Annotated in this window: 12 protein-coding genes; 3 read left to right on the top strand and 9 right to left on the bottom strand. The window is 60.4% G+C overall.

Annotation, left to right across the window (positions count from 1 at the left end):
• Window positions 1-20: 20 nt before the first annotated feature.
• Window positions 21-326, bottom strand: a complete 306-nt coding sequence (locus AC07VO_RS05200; protein ID WP_018928457.1) for a chaperone modulator CbpM — start codon at window positions 324-326, stop codon at window positions 21-23.
• Between the two features lie 25 nt (window positions 327-351).
• Entirely contained in the window at window positions 352-1299 is a 948-nt protein-coding gene (locus tag AC07VO_RS05195) for a DnaJ C-terminal domain-containing protein (protein WP_018928458.1), read from the bottom strand.
• 296 nt (window positions 1300-1595) lie between these two features.
• Here AC07VO_RS05195 and AC07VO_RS05190 point away from each other — a divergent pair, with 296 nt between their 5' ends.
• Complete coding sequence (locus AC07VO_RS05190) at window positions 1596-2870, top strand: Hsp70 family protein (protein WP_086944064.1); 1275 nt, start codon at window positions 1596-1598, stop codon at window positions 2868-2870.
• Window positions 2871-3000: 130 nt separating this feature from the next.
• Here the strand turns inward: AC07VO_RS05190 and AC07VO_RS05185 are convergent, their stop codons facing one another.
• The 3 genes from AC07VO_RS05185 to AC07VO_RS05175 form a co-directional block, all read right to left on the bottom strand.
• A complete protein-coding gene (locus tag AC07VO_RS05185; protein ID WP_018928460.1) occupies window positions 3001-4014 on the bottom strand; it encodes an AI-2E family transporter in 1014 nt (337 codons plus the stop codon).
• Window positions 4015-4192: 178 nt separating this feature from the next.
• Complete coding sequence (locus AC07VO_RS05180; protein ID WP_495007486.1) at window positions 4193-4498, bottom strand: PsiF family protein; 306 nt, start codon at window positions 4496-4498, stop codon at window positions 4193-4195.
• A 72-nt stretch (window positions 4499-4570) separates the two neighbouring features.
• The gene (locus AC07VO_RS05175; protein WP_086944065.1) at window positions 4571-5359 is read right to left on the bottom strand and encodes an AraC family transcriptional regulator; all 789 of its coding nucleotides are present in this window, start codon (window positions 5357-5359) and stop codon (window positions 4571-4573) included.
• 99 nt (window positions 5360-5458) lie between these two features.
• Here AC07VO_RS05175 and AC07VO_RS05170 point away from each other — a divergent pair, with 99 nt between their 5' ends.
• Window positions 5459-6334 carry a DMT family transporter gene (locus tag AC07VO_RS05170; protein WP_018928463.1) on the top strand — a complete coding sequence of 292 codons (876 nt, stop codon included), beginning with the start codon at window positions 5459-5461 and terminating at the stop codon, window positions 6332-6334.
• Between the two features lie 98 nt (window positions 6335-6432).
• Here the strand turns inward: AC07VO_RS05170 and AC07VO_RS05165 are convergent, their stop codons facing one another.
• The 3 genes from AC07VO_RS05165 to AC07VO_RS05155 form a co-directional block, all read right to left on the bottom strand.
• The gene (locus tag AC07VO_RS05165) at window positions 6433-7323 is read right to left on the bottom strand and encodes an esterase/lipase family protein (RefSeq protein ID WP_018928464.1); all 891 of its coding nucleotides are present in this window, start codon (window positions 7321-7323) and stop codon (window positions 6433-6435) included.
• A gap of 108 nt (window positions 7324-7431) precedes the next feature.
• The gene (locus AC07VO_RS05160; protein WP_007903452.1) at window positions 7432-7737 is read right to left on the bottom strand and encodes a DMT family transporter; all 306 of its coding nucleotides are present in this window, start codon (window positions 7735-7737) and stop codon (window positions 7432-7434) included.
• Window positions 7738-8376: an FMN-dependent NADH-azoreductase gene (locus AC07VO_RS05155; protein WP_018928465.1), complete on the bottom strand. Its 639-nt coding sequence runs from the start codon at window positions 8374-8376 to the stop codon at window positions 7738-7740.
• A gap of 121 nt (window positions 8377-8497) precedes the next feature.
• On the opposite strand from AC07VO_RS05155, the gene AC07VO_RS05150 reads away from it, so the two are divergent.
• On the top strand, window positions 8498-9427 hold the full coding sequence (locus AC07VO_RS05150) for a LysR substrate-binding domain-containing protein (protein ID WP_086944066.1): 930 nt from the start codon (window positions 8498-8500) through the stop codon (window positions 9425-9427).
• A 152-nt stretch (window positions 9428-9579) separates the two neighbouring features.
• On the opposite strand, the gene AC07VO_RS05145 is transcribed toward AC07VO_RS05150, so the two are convergent.
• On the bottom strand, window positions 9580-11655 hold the full coding sequence (locus AC07VO_RS05145) for an AsmA family protein (RefSeq protein ID WP_086944067.1): 2076 nt from the start codon (window positions 11653-11655) through the stop codon (window positions 9580-9582).
• Between the last annotated feature and the right edge of the window lie 240 nt (window positions 11656-11895).

Here is an 11895-nt window from a genome sequence, read left to right as displayed (position 1 = left end):
CACAGGTTTAGTGTTTACAGCTATTCGATCACCAAGCGCCCCAACCGCTGCTTGAGCATGCGGTTCTCGGCCCGCAGTTGCTGGACCTCGTCAAGCAGGTCCAGCGCCAGGGCGACACCTTCCCATTCCAGCTCCAGGTCGCGCCGCAGCTTGGCGGCGCGCTTGGCCAAAACCAGTTCGTAGTCGGTGAAACGCCAATCCTTGGGCTCTGTACCCTGTGGTTCGAGGATGCCGTGTTCGACGATCTCGATCACATGCACGTCCGACAACTCGGTCGCCTCACAGAATTCTGCCAGGTCCAATAGAACGATCACGGGGTCGCTCATGATTGGGCTCCTCCTTATCTCGGAATCAAAAATTCTCTCGCGGATCGAAAGCGGCTTTTTTCGCCAACTCCTCCCATAACGCCTTGACGTCATGGTCGAGTTTTTTCGGCATCACCGCCTTGAGCTGCACGAACAGGTAACCACGGTGCCCGGCCTTGTGCATCAGGCCGTGGCCCTTGGCGCGCATGCGCTGGCCATTCTGGCTGCCGGCCGGAACCTTGAGGTTGATCTTGCCGGTCAGGGTCGGCACCGCGACTTCGGTCCCCAGTGCCAGTTCCCACGGTGCCAGTGGCAAGGTGATGATCAGGTTCTCGCCTTCGACATCGAATTTGGGGTGCGGCGCAAAACGAATGGTCAGGTACAGGTCGCCATTGGCCCCGCCACCGATGCCCGGAGCACCCTGGCCCTTGAGGCGGATGCGCTCGCCGTCGGTCACGCCGGCGGGGATCTTCACGTTCAGACTTTTGCTGGTGTTGCTGACATGCTGGCCGGCAGCGTTGTACTGCGGCACCTGGAAGCTGACCTTCTTCGATTCGGTCGAGAGGGTTTCTTCCAGAAAAACCGGTAATTCCATTTCCACGTCTTGCCCTCGACGACCGGCGCTATGGCCCGACCGTCCACCACCACCGAAACCCGAACCACGGTTGCCGAAGATCGAACTGAAGAAGTCCGAGAAATCGCCCGTGTCCTGACCACCGCCTCCGAAACCACCACGACTCTGCCAACCCGGCGGGCCCTGGAACGGCTGGCCGTGGTGACCGTATTTGCGCAAGTCGTCGTATTCGGCGCGCTTGTCGGCGCTTTTCAGCGCTTCATAGGCTTCCGACGCATCCTTGAACTTGGCCTCGGCGTCCTTTTCCTTGCTGACATCGGGGTGGTATTTGCGCGCCAGCTTCCGATAGGCGGCCTTGATCGCCTTATCGTCCGCAGTCGGCTCCACGCCGAGAATCTTGTAATAGTCTTTGAAGTCCATCGAGGGAATCACCATCCATTATCGAAATCGCGCCACTCGGTACAGCATGCTCTGGTTTACAGCGTCTTGATTGATCAATCTCAATTTTGTGACCGGGCAGCGCATCAGTAGTTTATCGGCAGCCAGGCGCAGTTCTTGCTGTCGCCCAAGGATTGCCAAACCTATGCAGGGAAGTTTGGGGGTGATGGCGCATCTTTCAAGCGTAGATCAATGTGATTTAACAGATAGTCGGCCTTCGAATCTGCGCCGCACTGACATACACTGCGCGGCCGTTTTTTAACCGGAACTTGAAAGACATGAAAAACGCATCTCCAGCCCGTGCCTGCGGTATCGACTTCGGCACGTCCAACTCCACCGTCGGCTGGCTGCGCCCCGGCATGGAAACGCTGATCGCGCTGGAGGACGACAAGATAACCCTGCCCTCGGTGGTCTTCTTCAATATGGAAGAACGCCGCCCGGTGTACGGCCGGCTGGCGCTGCACGAGTACCTGGAAGGTTACGAAGGCCGGTTGATGCGCTCGCTCAAGAGCCTGCTGGGCTCCAAGCTGATCAAGCACGACACCAGCGTCCTCGGCACGGCGATGCCGTTCAAGGACCTGCTCGGGCTGTTCATCGGCCAGTTGAAAAAGCGCGCCGAAGCCGCTGCCGGTCGGGAGTTCGAGGAAGTGGTGCTGGGCCGTCCGGTGTTTTTCGTCGATGACGATGAACTGGCCGACCAGGAAGCCGAGAACACCCTGGTGGACGTAGCCCGCGCCATTGGTTTCAAGGACGTCTCGTTCCAGTACGAGCCGATTGCAGCGGCGTTCGACTATGAATCCACCATCGAAAAGGAAGAGCTGGTACTGATTGTCGACATCGGCGGTGGTACGTCGGACTTCTCGCTGGTGCGCCTGTCCCCTGAGCGACGCGGGCACGACAACCGTCACGACGACATTCTCGCCACCGGTGGCGTGCACATCGGCGGAACCGATTTCGACAAACAGCTGAGCCTGCAAGGACTGATGCCGCTATTCGGCTACGGCAGCCGTATGAAGAGCGGCGCCTACATGCCCACCAGCCACCACATGAACCTGGCGACCTGGCACACCATCAACTCGGTGTACTCGCAGAAATCGACCCTGGCCCTGGGCAGCATGCGTTACGACATTGAAGACACCGGCGGCATCGATCGCCTGTTCAAGCTGATCGACCAGCGCGCCGGGCACTGGCTGGCGATGGAAGTGGAAGAGACCAAGATCCAGCTGACCCACGCCGACAGCCGCCATGTGCCGCTGGACCGCATCGAGCCCGGTTTGAGTGTGGAACTGACTCGTGCGCTGTTCGAATCCGCCATCGACAACTTGCTGGAGCGGGTGCGCAACAGCGTGACCCAATTGCTGAACGACGCCAATGTGCGGGTCGATCAAGTCGACACGGTGTTCTTCACCGGCGGTTCGAGCGGGATTCCGGCGCTGCGCAACAGCGTCTCGGCGATGTTGCCGAACGCGCAGCATGTGGAAGGCAACATCTTCGGCAGCATCGGCAGCGGGTTGGCGATCGAGGCGGCCAAGCGTTACGGCCCGATGGATTGACCTGAAACCCTGTGGCGAGGGAGCTTGCTCCCGTTGGACTGCGCAGCAGTCCCTTCTTTTGGAGATAAGGGGGGCCGCTTCGCGCCCCAACGGGAGCAAGCTCCCTCGCCACAATTAGATCAACACGGGATCAAACCATCCCCACCTGCTTCAACTCACTCTTCAGGTACGCGTAATAAATCGGCCCCGCCACCACCCCCGGCAGGCCGAACGCGGCTTCGAACACCAGCATCGCCAGCAGCAACTCCCACGACTTGGCGCTGATCTGCCCGCCTACAATGCGCGCGTTGAGAAAGTATTCGAGCTTGTGGATAAAAATCAGATACCCCAATGCCGCCACCGCCACCCAGATCGACAGCGACAGGCCGACGATGGTGATCAAGGTGTTCGACATCAGGTTGCCGATCACCGGCAACAAGCCGAGCAGGAAGGTCAGCACGATCAGGGTTTTGGTCAGCGGCAGCTTGATCCCAAACATCGGCAGGACCACCGCGAGGAAAATTCCGGTGAAGAAGGTGTTGAGCAGGGAAATCTTGATCTGCGCGAAGACGATATTGCGAAACGCCTGGACCAACAGGTGCAAGCGGTCGAACAGCGCCGCGGCCAAGGGCTTGCGCTTGGTCAGGTCCGGTACGCGCTGCAAGGCGATGATCGCCCCCAGTACCATGCCGATCAGCAGCGTCACGAACATGTGCGCCGCGTCCTTGCCCACCAGTTGCAAGTCGCTCAAGTGCTTGCTCATCCACTCGCCGATGGCCACCCGGAATTCGGCGGCACTGGCCGGTAAATAAGCATCGATGAACGGCGGCAACTGCCCGCGTGCACGGTCGACCACGCCCATGAATTTGTCGAGGGAAGCACCGGGGTTTTCCGCCTCGTGCAGCAGGAAACTGATCGCACCGGCAAAGATCAGCGCCAGCACACTGACCACCAAAGTCCCCAGTAACGCCACCGCCAGCCAGCGCGCACGGCGGCCCTCGATCAGCCGTTGCAATTGCGGCGTGAGCATGTTGACCAGTTCGAACACCAACAACCCGGCCAGCAGGCTGGGCAGCAATCGCAGAGGGATCACCAGCAGCAAACCGCCAAAAATAATGACCCAACTGATGAGCAACAAGACCTGACGCTGAGAAAACGCTGACATACAGCCTCAAAACGAACGACGTGAAAGGATTGGCAGTCTGCCAGCGTTCCGGCGCCGAAGCGAGCAAACACGAACCTTGGGAGCGAGCCTGCTCGCGATAGCATCAACGCGGTTCTGCGTGATACCGAGTCGCCTGCATCGTCGGATCGCCGTCCGGAGCAGGCTCGCCCCACACTGCTTATTTTTTCTTCAGGCACTCACTCATGAACGCTTTGCGTGCATCGCCCTTGAGGCCCTTGGTAGTGGCATCGGCGTTACAGGTTTTCATCTTTTCTTGTTGAGGTGTCATGGGCTTGGCGGCATCGGCGGCCGGCGCGGCTTTGAGGCAGGTACTCATGAAGGCTTTGCGCTCATCGCCCTTGAGGCTCTTGGCGGTAGCTTCGGCATTGCAGGTAGTCATTTTGTTCTGTTGGGCAGTGGCAGCAAAACCCTGGGAGCAGAGCAGCAGACCGATCATAAACAACGGGGCATGCAACATCTTCATGGAGTTTTCTCCTTGTTACCGCACCGATGGGTACGGCCTCGCTCTGGAGTGTAGACAAAGCCTGTTACACCTTCATCTGCTATCAAGATGGCTGCGCCGATACTGTTCCGGCGTGCACCCGGCCTGGCGCTGAAACATCGCGATAAACGCCGAGCCGGTGCTGTAACCCATGTCGAAGGCGATTTCCTGAATGCTGCGGTGGCTGTCCAGCGCTTCGATCGCCGCCAGAAACCGCAACCGTTGCCGCCATTCACCAAAACTCATGCCCAACTCGCGAACAAACTGCCGGGCCAACGTGCGTTCGCTGACGTGAACCTGCCCGGCCCAATACGCCAACGGCCGGTTATCCCCAGGTTCGGCCTGCAAGGCTTCCAGAATGCCAAGTAACCCGGGACTGCTGGCGTAGGGCAAATAGCACTCATGCATGGGCGCCTGTTGCAGTTGGTCTACCAGCACTTGAGCCAGACGCTGGTCCGCGTCGTGCTCGGGAATTTTCACATCGCGGGCGGCGAAGTCTTTCAGGATCGCCTTGAGGATGTCGCTGATCGCCAGGGTGCAGGCCTGTTGCGGCAGATCGCGGCACAGCGTCGGCGCGAGGCAGACCGCGCGATAGTTGATCGGCTGATGGCTATAGAAACTGTGTTCGGTCCCGGGCGGCACCCATACTGCGTATTGCGGCGGCGACATGAAGCGGCTGCCGTCGACATCCATGTGCAACACACCATGGGCCGCGTACTCCAGCGTGCCCCACGGATGCCGGTGAGGTGCGGCGTATTCGTGGGCGTTGAAGTCGGCATAGCGGAAATACACCGCCGACGGCAGTTCGCTGAAATCCAGCAGGTCGATGTGTTTACTGTTCATGCTGTCCGGAATCAGGGGCAGATTGTCTGGATCGCAGTATAGGCTTGCATCCAGACAGGCGGATAATTGCCCCTCATTAACGTTCTGGCTTTATTCCCGATGCAATACGCTTATCCCCTGCTGGCCATTTTCATTTGGGCCGGCAACACCGTGATCAACAAACTCGCGGTGGGCGCAATCTTCCCCGCCGAAATCGGCTTCTACCGCTGGCTGCTGGCCGGGATTCTGTTCACGCCTTTCATGCTTAAGCCAGTGATCGCCCATTGGCCGGTCATACGCCCAAACCTGGGGAGGATCTTCATTCTCGGCGTACTCGGCATGGCGGTTTATCAGAGCCTGGCCTATTTCGCTGCAACACTGACGTCGGCCACCAACATGGGGATCATTCTGTCGCTGATGCCGTTGATGTCGCTGGCCATGGCGATAGTCAGCCTCGGCCAACGCCTGACCGCCGGAGCCCTGGCCGGCGCGGTATTGTCGTTTGCCGGTGTTCTGGTGGTGGTGTCGTCCGGCAGCCTTGGCGCGTTGCTGGAGCACGGGGTGAACCTGGGCGACGCGATGATGCTGATCGCCACGCTGGCGTATGCGGTTTACAGCACCTTGCTGAAAAAATGGCAGCTGCGCTTGCCGCCGCTGGTGTTGCTGTATTTACAGGTGCTGGTGGCGGTGGTGGTGCTGTTTCCGCTGTTCCTCGCCTCACCGAAAATCGGCCCGACCCTGCATAACATTCCGCTGGTGCTTTACGCCTGTCTGCTGGCCTCGATGCTTGCGCCGCTGGCGTGGATGCAGGCCGTGGTGCGCCTGGGCCCGAGCCGGACCACGCTGTTTTTCAACCTGCTGCCGTTGATTACGGCGCTGATTGCGGCGGTGGTGCTGCATGAGCAGTTGGCGTTGTATCACCTGGTGGGTGGGGTGTTGACGTTGGGTGGAGTGATTCTTTCCGAGCGCTGGACTACCACGTTGGGCCGCGCATAACTTGTAGCGAGGGAGCTTGCTCCCGCTCGAGCGCAAGGCGGTCGCATTCTGGGGGCTGCTTCGCAGCCCAACGGGAGCAAGCTCCCTCGCCACAGGGGTTAAACGCCTGCCGCCTTCAACCGCGCGGCATGCTCGACAAACAACCGCACGGGCTCCGCCCCTTTGCCCACCAGCCCCAGGGATTGGTTGACGATATCGAAGTGATCCATCGGGTATTGATCGCCAATCACCGTCCCGAGATGCGAGCTGTAGCGCCCGACCATCCCGTCGCAATGCCCCGCTTCACGCACGAAGGTTCTGGCAAACAACCGGCAACTGCGGTTGGTGCCGTCGAACAGGTTGCACCCGCGATCGGTCTTGCCCGGCTGCAAAGTCCCGGACCAGGAGTAATAGCGCACGCCATTGACCACTTCCGGGCCATGCCCACCCCAGGTGTCAGGCAGCCCCTGTGGATAACGCTGATTGAACAGCGCCACGCCGGCCGTGGTCAGCGATTGATGCGAAGCCGGGATATCCACCGGCAGTCGCGGCCCGCGATAACCGGTTTCCAGCAGGCACATCAATGCGCTGATCAACCACAAAAAAAAGGTGAGCAATCGGCCCCTGGCGCTGTCTGCCGGGTAATGATCGTGCAGGTAGTCCGCCAGCTCCGAACCGTGATTGGGCCCGGCCACCGAGGTCACTGACGCCACCTGGTCCGGGCGTTTTGCCGCAGCATACCGAGCGGTCAGCGAGCCCTGGCTGTGGCCGATCAGGTTGACCTTCTCGGCCCCGGTATCGCGCAGGATTTCCTCGATCCGTGCCAGCAATTGCTCACCACGCACCTCGGTTGAGTTAAGCGGCGAAACCTGCACCGCGATCACGGTTGCACCGTCCCGGCGCAACGCCGAAATGATCCCGAACCAATACGGATAGAGCAGCAGACGAATAAACCCGAGCATCCCCGGGACCAGCACCAACGGGTAACGCGTGGCGGAGCCTTGCGACATGGATGAACATCCTTGTGGTCGGTGAGATGAAGCAAGGCTGGATGCAAGGCCTCAGCCAAGCATCGCCACCCAAGATGACAACCCGGTGACCAATCTATGACATCCACCCTACTTCAACCCCACCACGCCCGCCACAATCAGCCCGACCGACACCAGTTTGAGCGCGGTCAGGCTTTCGCCCAGCAGCGCAAAGCCGAGGAACACCGTGCCCAGTGAACCGATAGCGGTCCAGATCGGGTAGGCGATGCTCACCGGCAATTCGCGCATGGCCAAGGTCAGGAAATAGATCCCACCCACGGCCGCCACCACAGTGATCACCGAAGGCCAGAGCCGGGTGAAGCCTTCGGCGTACTTCATGCCCATGGCGAAGGTGACTTCAAACCCGGCGGCGATCAGCAAGAACAGCCAGGCCATCTAGAACTCCCTGGCCAGCGCCAGCAAACGCTGTTCGGCCTCGGCCACGGAAACCTGGAAGGTGCGCTCGGCGGACTCTTCGCCCTCGGCGGCGACAACCGTGACGTCAGTGATGCCGATGAACCCCAGTGCCGTGCGCAGCAACGGGTCGGCATGGTTCATCGCTTCAAGCTCGCCACCGGGGCCGAAACCAAACCCGCCGCGACTGGTGACGATCAACGCCTTCTTGCCCCGCACCAGCGGTTCGTACTGCGCGATGCCGTTGTCCAGGGTGTGATTGAACGTCAGCCCGAGCCGCACAATCTGGTCGATCCAGGCCTTGAGGCCACTGGGCACGCTGAAGTTGTACATCGGGGTGGAAATCACCAGCAGATCATGGCCGAGCAACTCCCCCACCAACTCATCGCTGAGTGCCAGGTCAGCCTGCATCGACAGCGGTCGCGCTTGAGGCTCCGGATGAAAAGCAGCCGCTACGAAGGCTTCGTTGACGGCCGGGATCAACGCCCGGCCGACTTCACGGCGGGTCAATTGCGACTGCGGGTTACGGACCTGCCAGGCTGAAAGAAACACCTCGGCCAACCGCCGCGAGTGAGAGCGTTCGCCACGGGGGCTGGCGTGAATGGCAAGAATTGTGCTCATCTTAATCTCCTTAAGGGCTAAACTGAAACGGCTTGTGGTTGCAGCTTGAAGCGCACAGCCGCCTGCCTTCAAATGAGCAAAAATCAGTCTGGATGAATCTATTTCACCCATGGAGTTTTAAATGTTTGCCTCGTTGCCGTTGATCGCCCTGCGGGCCTTCGAATCCGCCTCGCGCCTGCTGAGTTTCAAGGCTGCCGCCGAAGAGCTGTCCGTGACGCCGACGGCGGTTTCCCACCAGATCCGCTCCCTGGAAAACTGGCTCGGCGTGCCGCTGTTCGAACGACTGCCACGCCAGGTGCGCCTGACCGAGTGCGGCGAACGGCTGTTCCGTAGCCTGCATGGCGCCTTGCTGGAGGTGGCGCAAAGCGTCGATACCTTGCGCCCGCAACGCAGCGGCACGAGCCTGACGATCTCCACCACCGCCGCTTTCGCCGCCCTTTGGCTGGTGCCACGGCTGGGACGGTTTTATGCCCGGCATCCGCACATCAGCGTGCGGCTGGACACTCACTGCGAAGTCATCGATTTGCATCAGGACGCCAGCGTCGATCTGGTGCTGCGCTACAGCCAAGACGACTACCCGAACCTGTATGGGTTGTGCCTGTTCGACGAGTCCTTCGGGGTTTATGGCTCGCCTGAACAAGTGGCCCTGGCGACCCGTCGGGTACCCACCCTGATCAGCGTGCAGTGGCATAACTCCAAACTGTATGCCCACGGCTGGGAAGCCTGGTGCGCGCAATCCGGCGAAACCTGGCTGGCCGGACAGCCAGCGGTGCGTGAATACGACGAAGAGCATTACGCCCTGCAAGCCGCCATTGCCGGGCAAGGTTTGGTGCTGGCGAGCAATATTCTGGTGTCGGAGAGTGTGGCCAGCGGCTTATTGCTGCCTTACCGGGGTGAGATTCAGGTCGACGGGGCCGGATACAGCGCACTGTGCGTTCCAGGGCGCGAACGGCATCCGCCGGTGCGGGCGTTTTTTGCGTGGTTGCAGGAGGAAGCTCGATTGTCTGGTCTATTGCCAAGATCGAAGCCTGCGGCAGCTCCTGCAGGGTAACGCATACCAATGTAGATACCCTGTTCGCGGGCAAGCCTCGCTCCTACAGGTTATGTGTCGCATGCCAATAATGGGCACGACGCAAAACTTGTAGGAGCGAGCGGTGCGGCGATCCGACTTGCCCGCGAAGACGTCATGACAGACGCCAATATTTACTTGGTGGGCTTGACCGTCACCGGTGCCTTGCCCGCCTTCATCTGCTCCAGCAACGGCGCACATTGATTCGGCTCGCCAGCACTCGGCGCGATCAGCGCCAGCAAACCCGCCGCCGGCGCGGCAATCACACCCAACGCCACCATCCCGGCCCCGCGCAGCATCAGCGGCACCGCTTTCACCCCCGCATCCGGCTTGATGAACTTACCCCGCACATACAGTGGCGAACGCAACGAAATCAAGCGCCAGCCCTTGGATTCCGGGCTGATGGTCAGGTCCAGTTGCTCGGTCGCCATGTTCGCCGTGCCATCGATGTAGACAATCGCGTTCTCGGTATCGAAGACGAACAACTGCGTGGTCGCCAGACCGCTCTTGATGTCGAAATTGGCCGCCGCGCAGTTGATCTTCACTTCCTTGTCGCCAAAGATTTTCCCGACCACATAGTTGCCGACATTGAGCCCGGCCAGCTCCATCAGCTCGCGACTGATGGCGCCATCATTGATCAGCATCTTCAAATTGCCGTCGGCAGTGCCCAGCAGCTTGGCCACCGAGTTGCCACGACCGGTAAGGTCGGCGTCGCCATTGAGCTCACCGAAACTGGTTTTCATCCGTTCAATGGACGGGAACAACTGTTTGAGCTTGAACTTGCGCGCGGTCAGTTTGGCCCGGCCTTCCAATGGCTCAGCGCGCCCGTTCAGACGAACCTGCGCATCCAGATTGCCGCCAGCCACGCCGAAACGCAGGGGCTCGAGACTGAGCACACCATCCGTCAGCACCAAATGGGTGTAGAGGTCGTTGAACGGCAGTTTTTCGCTGTGGACGATGCGCTTGCCAGTGAACTCGACGTCAGCGTCCATATCGCGCCAGCGCTCGGTCTTGAATTCCTCGACCGGCAGTATCTTGTCCGCCGGCTGTTTGCTTTCACCGCCGCGGGCCTTTTGCTTGGCATTGGAGTCGGCGCCGATCAGTGGGGCCAGGTCGGCAAACAACAGTTGATTGGACTCCACCGCCCCGCTGAGCTTGGGCCGCGGTTGACTCGCGACATAAGCCAGGTTGCCATGGATGTCGCTCTCGCCGATCTTGCCGTTGAAGTCCTCATAGCGGTAAACCGCCCCGCCCGACTCATGCAACTTGGCGGTCAAATGCCCATCCGTGGCGTACGGCGGGGTATCCGGCAGGGTCACGCCGATCAGCGGATAGAGATTGCCCAGGCTGGCACCGGCCAGTTTCAGGCGCAGATCCAGGGCGCCGAGGTTCAATGGGTCGGTGAGCGTGCCGGCCAGTTCGACGCTGGTGTCGGCAATCTGCATTTGCGCATGAAGCGGGAACGGCTTGGCGGCATCCTGTAGGGCCAGCAAACCACCGATTTTGCCTTGGCCAGCCAGATTCTGGCCGTGGTATTGGCCTTTGACCTTCAACGCGAACGCGTAATCCTGCGGCGAACCGCCCTTCTCAAGCGCGGTTTTCGCCGCTTTGTCGCCGACGATGTCACTGAACGGAATCGGCTTGCCCAGCGGATCGATCAGCAAGTCGAGGCGGGTTTTCAGGCTCTGGTCGTCGAGCGTGACATGGCCCTTGTCGAAGCCGATGGCACCGATGTCCAGCACCCAGTTAGAAGGCTCGGCATTCGGGTCCTTGGGGTCGAACTTGAATGTCCAGTTGGCGCGGCCGTCGGCCAGACGCTGCAGGTCAGCATTGGGCTCGGTCAGGTCGATGCGCGGGATCGTCACCCGCTGTGTCAGCAAGGCCAGCGGTGAAATACGCAGCTCGACGCGTTTGAGGGTGGCCATCTGCGGTTGCTTCGACCAGTCCGGGTTGCCCAGGCTCAGGTCCTCGGCCACCACATGCGGCCACGGTACCCAGGCCCGCCAGCCGCCTTCGTCGGGCTCGCGCTGCCAGACCACCGCGAGGTTGCCGTTGATGGCGAACGGACGATGCAGTTCTTCGGAGACTTTGGCGTTAAGGGGCGGCTTGATCCGGTTCCAATCAAAGAACGCGATGATCAGCACCAGGACGGCCAGCAGCACAACGAGGCTGGCGGAGGTCCAGGCAAGCATTTTACGAGTGCGCGTCATTGCACAGAGCTCCTGAATACGACTGAGCGCCCTGACAGCGACGCACTGATGAAACGTTAGGCCAGAACCGGCCTGCCATGAAATGTACGACTGGAAAACGGCCCGCAGGTTTAACCCGAAGGCCGATTCGAACGCAAATAGCCGTCTCGCCCCTCCCTTTTTAGCGTTACCGACCCCGCACTTTTGCGAGGCGAAAATGAGTCGAAAATACCCACCTCAGTGCAAAAACGTTCGCCGGAA

The sequence above is a fragment of the Pseudomonas sp. GW821-FHT03E01 genome (assembly GCF_059420765.1).
Note: the sequence above shows the minus strand (reverse complement) of the source record. Positions and strands in the feature narration are given on the sequence as shown.